This window comes from Neobacillus niacini (assembly GCF_048572935.1).
Taxonomy (GTDB): Bacteria; Bacillota; Bacilli; order Bacillales; family Cytobacillaceae; genus Neobacillus; species Neobacillus niacini.
The window spans coordinates 3,507,207-3,524,541 of sequence record NZ_CP183883.1; the positions used below are offsets into that span (position 1 = coordinate 3,507,207).

Consider the following 17,335-nt stretch of genomic DNA (forward strand, 5'->3'; position numbering starts at 1 on the left):
TCGTCTCTTATGAGATGATAGGCTTTTTTATGTTTATCAAAATAGTTGAAAAGGTGGTCGTTTACGATGAGAAATATTGAAAAGTATTCTAGAGGATATTTTATGCCCTCAGTTAAAAGTTTGAAATGGACAGAGAAGGAGTACATAACAGAGGCTCCTACTTGGTGCAGTGTGGATTTACGAGATGGAAATCAAGCGTTAGTCGTACCGATGAGCCTAGAGGAAAAATTAGAATACTTTCAATTATTGTTGGAAGTAGGGTTCAAGGAAATCGAAGTTGGCTTTCCTGCAGCATCAGAAACAGAATTTCAGTTTTTACGTACATTGATTGAACAGGATTTGATTCCGGAGGATGTTACGGTTCAAGTGTTAACACAGTCTAGAGAAGCGATTATTAAAAAGACTTTCGAAGCGCTTGAAGGTGTGAATAAAGCGGTGGTGCACCTGTACAATTCTACCTCCGTAGCACAGCGTGAACAGGTATTTAAAAAGTCAAATGAAGAAATAATTGATATTGCTGTAACAGGTGCAAAATTGCTTAAAAAATATGCAGCGGAGACGGAAGGTAACTTCCAGTTCCAGTATTCACCAGAAAGCTTCACGGGTACAGAGATGGAATTCGCACTTGATATATGTAACCGGGTCCTTGATATTTGGCAGCCAACTGCTGAGAATAAGGTGATTATAAATCTTCCAGCTACTGTGTCAATGTCAATGCCTCACGTTTATGCTAGCCAAATTGAATTTATGGGAGATCACCTTAATTTCCGCGAGAATGTAATCCTTTCCCTTCATCCACACAATGACAGAGGTACGGGAGTTGCTGATGCAGAGCTGGGTATGCTAGCTGGAGCTCAGAGGGTAGAAGGTACACTGTTTGGTAATGGTGAAAGAACAGGCAACGTAGATATCGTCACGCTTGCCCTAAACATGTACTCCCATGGGGTAGATCCACAGCTTAATTTTGAAAATATCAGAGAAGTTAGGTCAAAGTACGAAGAATTAACAAAAATGAGCGTCCATGAAAGACACCCATATGGAGGCGACCTCGTCTTTACTGCATTCTCAGGCTCACATCAGGATGCCATTGCCAAAGGAATGAAATGGCGTGAGGAAGAAGAACGTCAATATTGGACAGTACCTTATTTATTAATTGACCCAATGGATATTGGCAGAGAGTATGAAGGAGATATTATTCGTATTAATAGTCAATCTGGTAAAGGCGGAATTGGTTATTTACTTGAGCAACATTATGGACTAGAAATGCCTGCTGAGATGCGTGAAAACTTCGGGTATAAGGTGAAGGATGAATCTGACCGTGCGCACAAGGAGATTATGCCAGAAGAAATTTATGAGATATTCAATAAGGAATATGTGAATATTAGTGCACCTCTTACGTTTAACCAATACAGATTTACTCAAAATGACCAGTATGAAACCATTGTATCCATCAGTATAGATAACGAAGCACTTGAATTTACTGGAGTGGGGAATGGAAGATTTGACGCCATAAGCAACGTTCTTCAAACCCAACTCGAAATCCAGTATAAAGATTTAGTTTATAAGGAGCACGCGCTAGAAATTGGCTCTAAATCTAACGCTGTCTCTTATGTGGGTATTACTGCTATGGATGGCGCTGTCTATTGGGGCTGCGGAATCGATCCTGATATTATGACGTCTTCTGTAAAAGCTTTGTTTAGTGCCGTTAACAACATGGTAAGTACTCAAAATGCTCCAATTGGAAAAGGACTTTCTCTAAATAAAAGAAGATAAGTTAAAAATAGAACCAACAGCAAATATAATGCTGTTGGTTTTTTTAGTGCATTAAGATGAAACTTTAATCCTGCAGGTGAATAGCATATAGGCAAAAGGGATTGCCCGTGTTGTTCTGTCAGCAGAACTGGAAATGAGTGGCTCCATTAAAACGTAATGGTTGATTGGAGGTATGTTGGTGCAGTTATTTTACACAGTCCGTCCTGGAGATACACTTTACCAGATTGCGAGACGCAATGAGCTGCCGGTAGATTCGCTTATTGCGGCTAATAATCTTTCCACGCCAAACTCGATATTTGTGGGGCAGCAGCTTTCCATTCCTCCTGGTGTAGATGTTATTCGTGTTAAACCAGGGGATACCGTTTATCAAATTTCTGAAAATTTTGGGGTTCCATCTTCGGTAATTATCCAAGCAAATCAGCTTCAACCGCCATATGTAATTCAAGTTGGTCAGTTGTTGAAAGTGCCACCCGGAGTTCCTTACTATGTGGTCCAGCCAGGAGATACCTTATTTCAACTCGCAAGCCGTTTTAACGTTGTAACAGGGGGCGAAAGCAACTTCGAGTTAATCATAAAAGTTAATAACCTTTCGTCTAACATTATTACACCAGGTATGCAACTTATTATTCCATACGCTCCTCCTGGTGACAGAGGGTTAATAGCCTATAACTCCAATCGTAGTGGCAGCTATGATATCTGGATTTATAATCCTAGTAACGGTATGAATCAACAAATTACAAATGGACTTGCGGAATCTTTTTCGACTCCATTTTGGGCACCTGACAGCACAAAGATAGCCTTTGTTGGAAAAGAAGGCATCCTGAACATTCTTAATTTAGTTGATAATAGAATTGCGCAAATTGACCAGTTTGGAGACGGATTGGGCGTCTTTCTTGATTGGTCTCCGAATAGCCAAGAGATTGTCTATACAAAACCGAATGGTTTGGTCATATATAATGTGATTACTCATCGAGCCCGAATTCTAAATGCTCCTGGTGCAACAGACGCACAATGGTTTCCGAGCGGAACGGAATTGCTTTTTCAAGCATTCGATACCCAGGGAGTAAGCCAGCTTTTTCGCATCAAAACCAATGGAACGGGTAAAGAGCGGATCACTCGAAATACAGGTGGACGACTTAATAATGTTCGACTGTCTCCTGATGGGACTTTTGCTTTATATACGACCCCAGGTGCTAGTATCTCAATCATTTACAGTGTAAACCTTGCAACTGGAAACGCTCTTGAAGTAAAAGGAGGTCCTTTAGCGAAAAATTACTTCCCAACCTGGTCAACTGATTCTTTAAGCTTCGCATATAGTGCCACTGCGTTTGAAAACCTTGGATATTTCTCACTGGTAAGGACAGCGGGTAGACAAGGAATGAATGAAGTAACAAGAGCGATCTCGGATTGTTTTGCCACCCCTGTGACCTGGTCGCCAGATAGCAGGAAAATAGCCTATCTTTCTGGATGTAAGCAACAAGGCAGTTCCAGTGAAATCTGGTTGGTGGATTTAACTCATCCCGTTCCAATCCAACTTGTAGAAGGGGGCTCAATTACTGCATTGCAATGGTCACCATTACCGATAACTTCTCTCAAAAAAACGTACTCCAATTCAGTCTATAAAATTCGATTCCAATATCCATCACATTGGCAGCGGGTAAACGATGAAAGATACGAAGGTGAAGATGGTTTCTTCCAAATTTCAGCCATAGCCTCTGACCAATCGATTGAAATGGTGTGTCAAAATGAAGCCTTTCACCAACTGAACCCTTATGGCACCAAGCCGCGCATCCAACATACTCGTATCCGAAATCAACCAGCATGCTTAATTTTCCCATCACAAGACCAACCATCCGAAATGAAAAATCAAGCAGCATTGATTGTCCAGTATCCGAATCCGGTAACAATAGAAGGAACAGAATACAATTACTTTATCCTGTGGGCCGACCAGAACCACATTATTGAGATAAGCAATTCACTAACATTTCTATAACGCAAAATGAGTTGCTCTTCCTTTAGAGCAACTTTTTTGATAGGGTAGAATGTATATTAAATTCAGTTTAAGGATGATTACATATGAAAAACGAACAACAAATGAACCAAGTGGTGGAAACTATGCTGGCCCATCGTTCAATCAGGAAATATTCTCCACAACAAGTTTCAAATGAAGATTTGGATACCATTATTCGTTCAACCCAAGCCGCCCCTTCCTGGGTCAACGGACAACACGTTACCATCATTTCAATTAAAGATCCTGGGCGAAGAGAAAAAATGGCGGAGCTTGCAGGAAATCAAAAACATATTATCGAAGCACCCATATTTCTTGTGTTTTGTGCCGATTTCTATCGCATCAAGGTGGCTTGTGAAATGGAAGGAATTGAATTTAAGGCTGCTGTAAATCCTGATTTATTATTAGTTGGTACTGTTGACGTCGGTATTGCTCTAGGAAATGCTATTACAGCTGCCGAATCACTAGGGTTAGGGACCGTACCAATTGGCGGGATTCGAAGAAGTCCACTTGAATACATTGAACTGTTAGATTTACCGGAGTATGTGATTCCAATCTCAGGTTTGTGTATTGGTTATCCTAGTGAAATCCCAGATTTAGTGCCTCGTTTGCCAAAGGCAGCTATCTTTCATGAAGAAAAATATAAAGTAAATATTCATGAAGAACTGTTAGAGTTTAATCAAACCCATAGTGAAGCAACAAAAGGAAGACAAAGCGGAGGTTCCACATGGACACAACGAATGGCGAATTTTTATAAGGACCCATATTATATAAATGACGGTTATAAAGACGTAGGAAAAATGCTGAAACAACAGGGTTTCTCAAAAAGTTAAAACAATAAGTAATGAATGTACCTATGGCGGGTAACTACTTCCATAGGTTTTTAATATTAAAAAAGTAAATTATTTTATAGTTCGATAACTTGGCCAAATGAAATGTCCTTTTTTCATAAATTAAGTACATTAGTAAAGTCATATATTTTTCCTCAGCATAAACATATAATGCATGTCTAGTATAAAGCTGCAACTCTCATTATAGTGGGACAAAGATAGTATGTCTTGGACATAAAACGTGCCTAGGTATGGAGGTTAGAATGGAAAAATATTTTAAAAATCAAAAGGTTTTAATAACAGGGGCAAATGGTTTTATAGGTTCTCATATGGTTGAAAGAATGGTAAAGGAAGAAGCGCAAGTATCTATTTTTGTTAGGGATTCCTCCGACATATGGAGATTGGATGAAGTTAAAAAGGATTTAGACATCTATAGAACAGATTTAAGGAATTTGGAGTTGGTTAATAAAAACGTAATGCAAATAAAACCAGACTTTATTTTCCATTGCGGTGCTTATGGAGTAGATGGCAGACAAAACAATTTTTTCGTTGCTGCAGGCGCCAATATTAATGGAACCATGAATCTGATTCATTCACTGAAAAATATTGGCTGTAAAAAATTTATTAATGTTGGAACGTGTATGGAGTATGGTAATAAACAGGAGCTCATTAAAGAGGACTCTTTTTTAGAGCCTGATAGTATTTATGGGAGCACAAAAGCATCTGCCTCCATCATTGCTCACCAAATGGCGGAAAACTATGATATTGATTTAGTCACCTTAAGACCCTTTGGAGTTTTTGGAGAAAAAGAAGGCTCACACAAGTTCTTTCCCTACATCATTTTATCCATGCTAGAGGATAAACAAGTGAACTTGACTCCTTGTGAACAATATCGAGACTATTGTTATATTGAAAATGTCATTGACGGATTTGTTTTAGCCGCTCAAAATAATGCCGCTAAAAATGAGATCTTTAATGTTGCAAGTGGTGAAATTCATAAACTAAAATTTTACGTGGATCTGATTAATAATGAAATGCAATCAAAGGAGCTACCAAATTATGGTGCATTACCCTATAGACAAAATGAAGTTTGGAGACAACAACCGGATATTTCAAAGATTAGGAATCATTTAAACTGGGAGCCAAAGATAAGTCTACAAGAGGGAATTGCTAAAACAGTAACTTGGTATAAGGAGAATAAACATAAATTTATAGGAACAACGAGGTGAAACTTTGTTATGGGACTTAGTAATGTAATAAAGAACGATATTAAGCACATTAGTAATGAATTAGAGAAGAAGTTAAAAAAGCTTGAGGCGTCAACCATCCTAATCAGTGGCGGAGGAGGGTTTCTTGGAGGATACTTCCTTGACTTAATCGATTATTGTAATAAAAATCTCTTTGAGACACCATGTCATGTGATTTGTATAGAAAATTTTATTTCTGCTGCTCCTCAAAGAATCCAACACCTTCAAAATAATCAATCCGTTGAAATTATTAACCAAGATATTACTATGCCTTTGAATATCAAGAAAAAAGTTGATTTTATTATCCATGCCGCAAGTATTGCTTCACCCACTTATTATAGACAATATCCAATTGAAACAATTGAAACGAACGTATGGGGATTAAAGAACCTGTTAGATTTCGCCAAAAACCAAAAAGTAAAAAGTTTCTTATTTTTCTCGACCAGTGAAATTTACGGTAATCCTGCTCCAGAATTCATCCCTACGCCGGAGACCTATAATGGCAATGTTTCATGTACAGGTCCAAGAGCTTGTTACGATGAGTCTAAAAGGCTTGGTGAAACACTTTGTGTTAATTACTATCAGCAATATGGAGTGCCCGTGAAAGTAGTAAGACCATTTAACGTATTTGGTCCGGGGCTTAGAATCGATGATAAGCGAGTTATACCAGACTTTTTTAATGACGCATTACATCATAAAAAAATTTCTTTATTGAGTAATGGAAAGCCGACAAGAAGCTTTTGCTATATTGCTGATTCAATTAAAGGATTCATGTTAGCTCTTCTTTCAGAACATGACGGCGAAGCTTTTAACATCGGGAATGATGAAATTGAAATATCGATGTTAGACTTAGCCAAACTAATCGGTAAATTAGTTGGCGGGGTTGAAATTGAGTATAAGCAAAGTGACGATGAAAGGTATCTTATCGATAACCCCCAAAGGAGATGTCCGGATTTGACCAAGGCAAAGAATCTATTAGGGTATATGCCAGTGGTGAATTTAGAGGACGGCCTTGGTAGACTTAAAGATTGGTATGTAGAAGTTTACATGGGGGAAAATGGAAAATGAAAATTTCAGTGATTGGAACCGGCTACGTGGGCCTTGTAACAGGAGTTTGTCTTGCCTCTAAAGGTCACCAAGTAATCTGTATTGATAAACAAGCCGAGATTGTAAATAAGATTAACAGCAAGATATCACCTATCTATGAGCCAGGGCTTGAAGAACTTTTAAGCAATGTGATTGAAAAAGGGAACTTAGTTGCTGCTACTGACTTGAAAACTGCTGTTATGCATACAGATATCTCGATTATCTCCGTGGGAACTCCATTTGGAGATGGAAAGATTGATTTACGCTACATTGAATCCGCTGCACAAGAGATTGGAAATGTATTAAAAGAAAAAAACAGCTACCATGTAATATGTGTAAAAAGCACAGTAATCCCAAAAACCACAGATACTCTAGTTAAAAACATTCTAGAAGGCACCAGTGGAAAAAAAGCGGGCGAATTCGGTCTGGCCATGAATCCTGAGTTTTTAAGAGAAGGAAAAGCTGTAGAAGATTTTATGCACCCTGATAGAATTGTAATTGGAGCTTATGATGAAGAAAGCTTTGAAACTATGAGAAAAGTTTATGAGGGATTCTTTGATGCGCCCATCATAAAAGTAAATCTAAGAACAGCTGAGATGATAAAATATACGGCTAATGCCCTTCTTGCAACGTTAATATCTTACTCTAACGAGGTTTCAGTAATTTGTGAAAAGGTCGGCAACATTGATGTGAAAGAAGTTTTAGAAGGAGTAACCTTGGATAAAAGGTTCAACCCAAGAGTGAATAATCAATTAATAAATCCAGGAATGGTCAGTTATTTAAGAGCTGGATGTGGATTTGGGGGAAGTTGTTTTCCTAAAGATGTTCAGGCGCTATCAGCGTTTAGTCAAGAGATGGGTTATTCGCCTCCTATGATTCAAGCCACATTAGAAATAAATTATGCACAACCCTACAGGCTTATTGAAAGATTACAAGAAATTCTCGGCACATTAGAAAACAAGAAAATAACAGTTTTAGGACTCTCATTCAAGCCAGAAACCGACGATATCAGAGAGTCGCCAAGTCTTGCCATCATAAAAGGACTTTTAGCGAAAAACGCAAAGGTAATCGCCGTTGATCCAATAGCAATTGATAATACTAATAAGAAATTTCCTCAAAATGACTCCCTCTATTACTCTGTTGATTACAAAAATGCCCTTAAAGATGCCGAGGCTGCCATACTTGTTACTCCGTGGCAAGATTATATAAAGATTTCCCCTCAAGAATTCAAGGAATTAATGAAAGAACCAATATTAGTAGATGGACGAAGAGTGTTCGATAAGTCTGCCTTTGAAGCAGCAGGTGTCCGATACATCGGAGTTGGCCTTACCAAGAATTTATAATAAGAAAGGATGATATGATGGAAAATTGGTATGAGTTGATTCGCATACAACCTTTTGAGGATACGCGCGGCAGCCTGAAGAAATTGTTAATGATTAGTCAACTGAAACAAAATAAAAAGATTGAAGAGATTTACGTTTTGTTTTCTAATCAAGGAAGTGTCAGAGGGAATCACTATCATAAAGAAACATTAGAATATTTTTCTGTCATAAGTGGTGAAGCGAAAGTGGCGTTAAAGAATTTGCATACTGGTGCCTTTGAAGAAATCGTTATGTCTGCAAATAATAATGTAATTCTCAAAGTCCCTCCTTACGTAGTGCATGCTTTTAAGAATGAAGGAGAGGAACCGTTTATAATGGTTGCCATTTCCTCTAAGGAATACAATAAAGATGATACTGATACATTCCCAATGATAATCATTTAAAAGATATTGTTTGATAAAGTATTCAGACACTACTCAGAATATGGCTGGTGTCTGAAACCTATTCCACATTTGAGGATGAAGGCACCAGGCACCAATTAAGTGTGATATCCCAAGTGTGAAAAGTTGGTAGTATCGTCCATTCCGATATAAATCTTCTCACATACACTACTATTAAGTTCAAAAAAGAGCTAGGATGGCAGCAGAGCTAGTTGACTAGTAAAAAAAGAAACAGAAGAAAACATAGGAACATAGGAAATGGAAAGGGACAAGTCTCTAATAAGAGGGGATAAATATGAAGGTTGTAATACTTGCAGGTGGTTTTGGAACAAGAATCAGTGAGGAATCACATTTAAAACCAAAACCAATGATTGAAATTGGAGAGTATCCGATTATTTGGCATATTATGAAAATCTATTCTGCGCATGGATTTAATGAGTTTATTATTTGTTTGGGGTATAAGGGATACATGATTAAGGATTATTTTTTAAATTATTATCTGCATAAATCAGACGTTACCGTGGATTTACAGCATGGAAACCACAAAATTAATACTGTCCACGGAACTGAACCTTGGCAAATTACGCTGGCGGAAACCGGGCTAGAAAGCATGACTGGAGAACGCATTAGAAAAATAAGAAGCTATATAGGAAATGAACCTTTCATGTTAACGTATGGGGATGGACTGGCTAATGTTAATATTCAGGAATTAGTAGAATTTCACAAAAGCCATGGCAAACTTGCTACGGTTACAGCCGCTCAGCCTTCAGGAAGATTTGGAGCCTTGCAACTGGCAAAAGATCAAAGCGTTGAATCTTTTAAAGAGAAGGTAAAAGGCGATGGCGGTTGGATTAGCGGTGGATTCTTTGTCTTGCAGCCTGAAGTATTTGATTTTATTCCAAAAAACAACGCAGTCTTTGAAGAGGAACCATTGGGAAATTTAGCAAAGACAGGTCAGTTAGTGGCATACAAACACTCAGATTTTTGGCAACCAATGGACACAATGCGAGATAAAAAGTATTTAGAGGAGCTTTGGAAGTCGAATAAAGCACCTTGGAAAATATGGAAATAGGGAATGTGATAAACAGATGAAGAAAATTTGCTTTGCGATCCTTGTTCATGAAAATAGGGAAGTAATACAAGATCAAATAGAGAACATTCGCCACTTTTGTCCAAACTCTTCTATTGTATTTTTTCAAAGTGGAAATGATGATAATTTATGTAAGGGCCTTGGTTATCCTATCTGTCCAACTTCACAACCTATGAAATATGCAAGGACATATGGCTGGTTCTTTTTGAATATTATGGAATGGCTTGAAAATACAGGGTATGAATATGATTACTTAATCAATTTAGATTCAGATTCTCTTTTTGCAAAAAAGGGGTTTGAGGAATTTATTATCTCGGAAATGAACGAATTTGATTATATGGCTGCGCACTATAGAATGGCAACAGATCAATGGTCTCCTGGGAATACGATGAAAAAGGTTTGGCATTTATGGCAGCCAATATTCAATTTGGATCATTTTTATGGATGTTTTGGTTCACAAGTTTTTAGTCGAAAGTTCGTTAAGCAAATACTGTCCTTTAACAAATTGGAAGAGATGAAAAAGATTATGAAACAAACTGAAGATGATGTATTTGCTTTAGAAGAAATGTTATTTGCAACTTTAGCAAAAACCCTAGGAATAAAATCAAAATCTTATCCTGAGAATGTTGGTAAATGGATGCGTGATAGACCAAAATATACGAGACGAGAACTTATTTATGCGGTTAAAAATAATGAGGAATGTTATTTGTTACATCCAGTAAATCGTATAATGAATGATCGTGCAAGGACTTTTATAAGAAGTATGATTCACTTCAGAAAAAAAGAATAGACATATATAATAGGATAGTGGGATCATCCAACTAAAATAGAAAACTTATAAAATTAATACCTATGGGGATTAGTCCTCCATAGTTTTTTTATTTTCATTGTTATGAGGAAAAGTCCTCCCTACGTAAAGTGAGGAGGACTATCATATATTTATGTTATATTTTGCTTGGACTTCATGTAGACCTCTTCATAAGGCTGAATCACCACAAAGCCGTCTCCTTCGAATTTCATTTGAATCGACTCACCGCTGCCTCTTCCTAGAAAGGTTTTTAACGTAATATCCGTTTGAAACGTTGGCATGAGATTCCCAGACCAAGCAACTGTTGCGTTTGGATCCGTGATAACAGGGTTACCAGGAGACACTCTTAATGTGATCGGTTCATAATGTGCAGTAAAGGCAATCATCCCGGTTCCTTGACAGCGAACATTAAATAACCCGCCAGCAAGCATACCGGCAATTTTCTTCATTAATTTGATCTCCCATTTAATACTAGGTTCAAATGCTAATAAATCGTTCCCATTAATAAAAATCGACTCATTCCTTAAATTAAGGATAATAATTTTCTTTCCACTATCTGCTAGATATAATTTCCCTTTCCCGTTGGCTTTCATTAAAGAAGCGCCTTCACCTGTAAACGCCTTTTTTAAAGCAGTTCCGAGACCATGTTCTAATATTCCTTCCCGGACAAACTTCATTTCTCCGTGATAGGCTACCATGGACCCTGCTTTCGCCCAAACTTGCCCGTCTAAGTTTACCTCCAACATCCGTGGTGTTTCCAATTCAAAAAAACCTTCGCCTTTATCTTTTTGCTCTGTTTGTGCGATAAATTCTTCAATTGAATATCTACTCAATATTCCCACATCCTTCCATTCTTTTATTATGAATCCCATCATCCTGTGTTTCAATATTTTTATAAAAAGAAAACCTGAACCTTTATCTGCTTTGTGGTGAACATATTTAATAAGTGATATTTTTGCCAAACTAATGGATAAACCCCAAAGTAGAGTCCTGTGGATATGCACAGCCTTTTTGCTGAACTTTTACAATTGGGTCATGCGTCATAAATGTTTTGAATAGGATAGGAGTAATTATTCTTAGAGTTTTCTACCCTGTTCGCTCGTTCGTGAAAGGAGTTCAAAGAATGATAGGTAAGTATAAACATCATGTTATCTTGCTAGTCCTGTTTATTTTTTCCTTTTGCATATTCGTTTCAGCTGTGGCAGCTAAAAGTGATTCAAGTATTCCTAAAAATAAAATAGTTGCTCTTGTTTATGATGATTCTGGAAGTATGTGGGAACAATCTGGTAATGTTCCTATTGATAATTGGAAATATGCGAATTACGCTCTTCAAAGCTTTGTTGCTCTTTTAGAAAAACAGGACCAGTTAAGGGTTGTTTCAATGAGCACACCAACCGTACCAGAGCCGATTGAATTAGATGAAAAACTTCGTCAGCATGAAATTGATCAAATTCGAACCTGGACCGGAAAAAGAAATACGCCACTAGAATCTTTACATACAGCGATCAATGAATTGAATAAAGCTGTAGATAGCAATAAAAACTCCGATTACTGGTTAATCGTTCTTACAGATGGAATCTTTAATGAAATTAACCATCTTGAACCAAAGCTTACTGCTACACAAATTGAAGAGAACAAGAATGCACTTTTTACCAGTTTGAGGAAACTGAAGGATAAAATGGATCAAAATGGTGCTAGTTTTCACAGCACCTTGATTCCCATTGAGTCCTATTTGAGTACGGAAGAGTTAGAGATTATGGCTGATTTTAAACGACAATGGACAGAAAGTTCAGCAGGAAATGTGTTAGTGAGCAATGGAGAGCAAGATATCATTCAACGTATTAACGAGGTTGCAGCTCTTATGACTAATCGTGATCCGAGTGAACAGGAGCAATTTGATTTACATCCTGTTTGGGACGGAAATCAATTATTCTTAGAATCTCCATTTCCTTTAAGGAGAATTACTCTCATTGAACAATCTGCTTTAGAGAATGCTTCGTTTAAGGAATTTTATATAAATAAACAACCCATTGAACAAGGAATGGAGGGGCCATACAAGGTTATAACACCCGATGATCCAGTAATATTACATCCACCGATTCAAGGGACATTCACCCATTTTAAAAACGTGAATGGTGATGGCATGATTGATAAAGGGATATACAAAATTGTCTTTCAAAAACCGCTCTCGGAGGAACAACAAAAGTCTATCAAGATATTAGCAGAACCGGCGATTGATTTCAGAGTTGATTTAAAAAAAGCCACTGGTGATAAGAATCCTGAAGTTTACTTTACAGGTAGTAAGATGATACTAGAGGCTACTTTATTGAAAAGTGAGAGTAATGATGAAGAAATCGATTTACGTGATATCGATGTGAAAAGTTTGTTTGAAGTAGAAGCTGAAATTGATAGGGTGAAGCTCCCCCTTAAATATGATTCTAAGGTTAATAAATTCATTGGGGATTTCACGTTACCTCAAAAGGAGAAAATTCCTGTAAATGTAAAAGTAAATATTAAGGGATTTTATCAAAGAGTTAAGGAAACGAGCATTCAAGTTAACCCAGCTCGAAAGTTGAGCCTTGTGGCAAATACTGAAACTTGGAGGACAGAGTTAGATAAGTTAAACCAAGCGGACCCCTTTGTGATTACTCCCATGGTGAATGGAAAGGAAATGAGTTCAGAAGAGCTTAAAAAGGTGTTCAATAAACTCAAAGTTGAAACTCCCAGCCATATAAAAATTGAAAAAGAACAAAAAGGGAATCAAATTCTGATTTACCCTAAGAGTTTATCGCCAATCTTCCGAACATCGGTAGGTGACGTACCCCTTCACGTTACCCTGCCCGGTCAGTACCCTAATGAAATAGCCGAAGAGACTTTTACACTAAACATTGAGGATATCTCATTACTTAAGAAATATGGGAGTGTTGCTATAAAAGCGTTAATCTGGCTGGTTCTTCTTGTGTATATCTTTGGAATCATCATAAAACCAAGGTTTGACAAAAATCGTATTTCACTAGAATACAAGCAAAGCAGGAAAAGGGAGAGGCTCCGAGATGCACGCGGGATGACAGAAAACTTCCATACAAATTGGTTTAACAGATGGCTTATCCCCTATTTGGCGGAAAAAAAGAGTATTGGCGACTTGACATTTAAAGCAGATCGAAAAAAGGACCGTGTATTACTCGTGAAAGAATCACAGGACCCTAACCTTATTGTGAGACATGAGAAGCTTGAGGGAAGAAGTAAAAAGGCCGACATACTGATTTATCATAACGATGAGATTCAAATTGAGAGAAGTAACGACCATTCAGTTTATATATTTAAATCCCATTAAAAGTACTTTAAGAGGTGAACTAGATGAGCTTTAATGTTCCAACGATATTAATCGGTCTAGGCGGAATCGGGAGTAATATTGCGAATATGGTATATGGCCGTGTTCCTTCCGAAAAGCGGGGGAGAGTTGCTATTCATGCGTTTGATACGGATGCTAATAGCATTTCAAAATTAGAGCATTTAAGAAACAGCGCTACACAAACAAGCACAAGCCATTCGGTAAATGAATATCTTCAGGCAAACCCTGAAGTATTAAAATGGTTTCCGAATAATCCCCAAATAAAACGTAAAACGATGACAGATGGAGCCGGCCAAGTTCGAGCAGTATCGAGACTTGCTTTTCGGTCAGCGATGTCACAAGGGAAATTAAATGCGATGTGGGATGGTATTGAACGTATTTTTCCTGTCGACAGCCATGCCCAGGCGTACAATGTCCGAGTAATTATTATTAGTTCCTTAGTTGGCGGCACTGGTTCAGGGATTTTTCTGCAAATCGCTCTCTATCTGCGTGAAATGCTGGAGAGAAAACTAAACTCGGAAAGTGTACTAATTCGCGGCGTCTTTTTACTACCGGATATATTAGTGAGAAGTAATACAGTGGACCAAACGGAGTGGGAAGCGGTCCAAGGGAATGGTTACGCTAGCTTGAAAGAATTGAACGCCATAAGCTTAAGCGCTTCGGGTAATCATAAACAAAATGTGACGATTGAGCTCGAGTATCGACCGAATCAGATTGATTTAGAGGGCAGAACAGCACATGCAATTACAGATAAACATTTGCCTTATGATTTTTGCTTTCTATTTGATTATGAAAACACAAAAGGGCAGCATTTAACTAACGTCTCCGAGTATATAGACCAGGTGGCACGGTCCGTTTATCTCCAACTCTTTAGCCCGATTTCAGCAAGAAGCTTTTCACAGGAGGATAACCAAATAAGAAGTTTGGTAGAATCAAACGGCCAGGCACGGTACTGTGGTGCTGGTGTCGCTTCGTTAACGTATCCTTATGAACAGATTGTTGACTATTGTGCACTTAAATGGTCTGTTAGTGGATTAGACGACTCTTGGCTCCGCTTAGATAAGTTATTTAATGATGAAAATAAGCGTCATGAAGATGACTTAAGAAACGGGATTCATAATGAAAAACCAAAGATAAGAGAGCTTTATGTTAAGTACTTTGAGCAAATTGTGAATGACCAAGAAAAACCAAACCCTTTTTTTCGACAGCTCGATTACCAAGTACATGAAATCGAAGATAAGGGTAAAAAAGGAGCTTCGAAAGCAGATATTTTCTTATCTGAAGTAGAGGAATATGCAAAAAAAGTGCTAAAAGATGATGTGGAATTAAAAGAGGATTATGAAGATCATTGTGTGCTTGATTTAGGAAAACTGAAAATAAAAGACCGAGCGAAACAAGAAATTAATCGAATGGAATCCGCCCTAGAAGACTTTGCCAAAGAAATTAACAAGAAAATTAATGAATACAGTCATTTCATTGTTTACCAGATTATTGATGCGGATTATCATTCTCCGAATGGGGCAAATGGCAGCAGGTTCCAGCTTAATACCTGGATTTTGAAAAAAGATTCACCTATCCATCCTGTTGGGGTGCGATATCTGCTCTACAGTATTCACAATAAACTGATAAAGAAGATTTCCCATTTAAAAGAAGAGAATCGCAGATACAAAGAACAGATTGACCGCTATCAAGATATTTATGATTTAGACCGCAATGACGGTGATGTAGATGATGCGGTCAGACGTGTGGATAAAGCGTTAAAACAGGGCCTTGTTTCCAGTGTGTTTCGAAACCAATTTAAAGATTTTATTGATGAGTATACGGAGAAGTCGTCTCATCAGCTGAGTACCCTAAATCGCTATAAAAACACCATGTTGTTAGAACTAGTCTTTTCTGCACTCAATCAATCTATCAAGGAAATGATCGAGGATTGGCAAAGATTCTTTGATCATCTAATTGAAACAAGAGAAACTCTCTTGGTGGAAATAAATCAATTAGCTAGGAAGTTTGATGGTGTGAGTGATCCGACGAAAAGGTATGTTCTAGCCAATAGGGAAATGCTAGAGCAAACGTGGGAACGGATACGTCAATCGGTTGATCATGGCTTCCTGCCAGATAGTATCTCTCAGTCGATTTATCAAAGTCTCTATAAAAGGTTTATCGAGCGGAAAACCAATCGAGGGGCAGAGGAGTTTTATAAAGAAACCAAGGTCGAGGTGTTTTTTAGGGAGAATGTTTTAAATTTTTGCCGGAAGGAATTGGCGAGTAAGCATCATGATAAATTAGATTTATCCATCACTAAGGCGATCAGAATAGAGGCAGGTCGATTAGGGCTGGACCCAGATGATTATCTTTATAAAAGATTGAAGGCTATAGAAGAACTGGCACAACCATATGTTCCGATTACACATGATTATCGCAGTCTGAAATATTGGGGTCTCCATTCGGAAAGTTTTAACCAGCTCTCGGAGCAGTTGCAAAATGAGTTATTTAACGAAAAGCAAATTGTAGATGACGCCTTTAAGCGAAATGAAATTGTATGTTATCGTGCCCATTATGGATTATCCGTCAGTGATTTTACCAAATTTTCCTCTGGAAAAAATGGAAAGCCCCCAGGTGTTTATTATGAGGCCTACCATCGGTTGGTGAGTAAGCTAAATGAGGACGAAAATAGAACGATAACCCCGCACTTAGACCGTAATTGGCATCTTCCTGCGTATATGCCAGACTTAAATCCGGAGCGCGCTGAGCTTGAAACCAACCGGACGGACCGTGCGTTATTGCTTGGGGTAATCTATGGCTGGCTTCAGTTAGTCAGCTCTGACGGTAAGAGAGTTTATCAATATAGTGGAAATCAAGGAACAAAATTATTATTGAAATTTGGGGAAAAGGTGGAAGAAGATACGTTCAACCTTCATGAAGCATTACCTCATAATCCTGTTATTTATGATGAAATACTAGAGAGATTCCAAGAAACACAAGAAACACAAATTAGAAATAACCGAAACATTCATGAACATGATTTCATTAGGGGAGCGGTCGAAATATCGAAAGTTAGAAAAGAGGGAATTGGTAATATCTTAGATTTAGTGTTGGCTTATGACCAAGAATTTATCTCCAATCCTTCGTTAACGGAGCGAGCAGACCGCCTGCGACAATGTCTATTAACAGAGATTTGTGAGTACTTCAAAAAGGTAAAAAGATCGGAGTCGGCAAAACGGGGAGCAGCAAATTTGATTTATCAGCTTTGGAAGGAATCTGAAGTCAGACAAAGAACACCACAAGATACAGAAGAGTACCAAAAGTGGTTGAATGATATTAATAATAAACTGAACTCACTAGATCAAGAACGAGTTTTAGTATAGCATGTTTAAAAAGG

At 37.9% G+C, this 17,335-nt stretch carries 12 protein-coding genes and 1 other annotated feature (1 of these 13 running past the window's edge); of the genes, 11 read left to right on the plus strand and 1 reads right to left on the minus strand.

The window, feature by feature from the left end:
• Window positions 1-11, plus strand: a binding site (T-box leader) (it extends 209 nt beyond the left edge of the window).
• Window positions 12-66: 55 nt separating this feature from the next.
• The 9 genes from ACN6MT_RS17365 (at window position 67) to ACN6MT_RS17405 (ending at window position 10,586) form a co-directional block, all read left to right on the plus strand.
• A complete protein-coding gene (locus ACN6MT_RS17365) occupies window positions 67-1,773 on the plus strand; it encodes a 2-isopropylmalate synthase (protein ID WP_419887250.1) in 1,707 nt (568 codons plus the stop codon).
• A gap of 172 nt (window positions 1,774-1,945) precedes the next feature.
• Window positions 1,946-3,766 carry a LysM peptidoglycan-binding domain-containing protein gene (locus ACN6MT_RS17370; protein WP_419887251.1) on the plus strand — a complete coding sequence of 607 codons (1,821 nt, stop codon included), beginning with the start codon at window positions 1,946-1,948 and terminating at the stop codon, window positions 3,764-3,766.
• Between the two features lie 83 nt (window positions 3,767-3,849).
• Window positions 3,850-4,614: an NADPH-dependent oxidoreductase gene (locus ACN6MT_RS17375; RefSeq protein WP_419887252.1), complete on the plus strand. Its 765-nt coding sequence runs from the start codon at window positions 3,850-3,852 to the stop codon at window positions 4,612-4,614.
• 260 nt (window positions 4,615-4,874) lie between these two features.
• On the plus strand, window positions 4,875-5,840 hold the full coding sequence (locus ACN6MT_RS17380; protein ID WP_419887253.1) for an NAD-dependent epimerase/dehydratase family protein: 966 nt from the start codon (window positions 4,875-4,877) through the stop codon (window positions 5,838-5,840).
• Between the two features lie 9 nt (window positions 5,841-5,849).
• Window positions 5,850-6,926 carry an NAD-dependent epimerase/dehydratase family protein gene (locus ACN6MT_RS17385; RefSeq protein ID WP_419887254.1) on the plus strand — a complete coding sequence of 359 codons (1,077 nt, stop codon included), beginning with the start codon at window positions 5,850-5,852 and terminating at the stop codon, window positions 6,924-6,926.
• Window positions 6,923-8,287: a UDP-glucose dehydrogenase family protein gene (locus ACN6MT_RS17390; RefSeq protein ID WP_419887255.1), complete on the plus strand. Its 1,365-nt coding sequence runs from the start codon at window positions 6,923-6,925 to the stop codon at window positions 8,285-8,287. Before ACN6MT_RS17385 ends, ACN6MT_RS17390 begins: the two co-directional genes overlap by 4 nt.
• A 14-nt stretch (window positions 8,288-8,301) precedes the next feature.
• Window positions 8,302-8,709: a WxcM-like domain-containing protein gene (locus ACN6MT_RS17395; RefSeq protein ID WP_419887256.1), complete on the plus strand. Its 408-nt coding sequence runs from the start codon at window positions 8,302-8,304 to the stop codon at window positions 8,707-8,709.
• A 292-nt stretch (window positions 8,710-9,001) separates the two neighbouring features.
• Window positions 9,002-9,778: a glucose-1-phosphate cytidylyltransferase gene (rfbF, locus tag ACN6MT_RS17400; RefSeq protein WP_063251809.1), complete on the plus strand. Its 777-nt coding sequence runs from the start codon at window positions 9,002-9,004 to the stop codon at window positions 9,776-9,778.
• A gap of 16 nt (window positions 9,779-9,794) precedes the next feature.
• Entirely contained in the window at window positions 9,795-10,586 is a 792-nt protein-coding gene (locus ACN6MT_RS17405) for a hypothetical protein (protein WP_419887257.1), read from the plus strand.
• A gap of 149 nt (window positions 10,587-10,735) precedes the next feature.
• Here the strand turns inward: ACN6MT_RS17405 and ACN6MT_RS17410 are convergent, their stop codons facing one another.
• On the minus strand, window positions 10,736-11,437 hold the full coding sequence (locus tag ACN6MT_RS17410) for an AIM24 family protein (RefSeq protein WP_419887258.1): 702 nt from the start codon (window positions 11,435-11,437) through the stop codon (window positions 10,736-10,738).
• A 290-nt stretch (window positions 11,438-11,727) separates the two neighbouring features.
• Here ACN6MT_RS17410 and ACN6MT_RS17415 point away from each other — a divergent pair, with 290 nt between their 5' ends.
• Both ACN6MT_RS17415 and ACN6MT_RS17420 read left to right on the plus strand, forming a co-directional pair.
• Window positions 11,728-13,938 (plus strand): vWA domain-containing protein, encoded by a 2,211-nt coding sequence (locus ACN6MT_RS17415; RefSeq protein WP_419887259.1) that lies wholly within the window; start codon window positions 11,728-11,730, stop codon window positions 13,936-13,938.
• 23 nt (window positions 13,939-13,961) lie between these two features.
• Window positions 13,962-17,321 (plus strand): tubulin-like doman-containing protein, encoded by a 3,360-nt coding sequence (locus ACN6MT_RS17420; protein WP_419887260.1) that lies wholly within the window; start codon window positions 13,962-13,964, stop codon window positions 17,319-17,321.
• Window positions 17,322-17,335 lie beyond the last annotated feature (14 nt).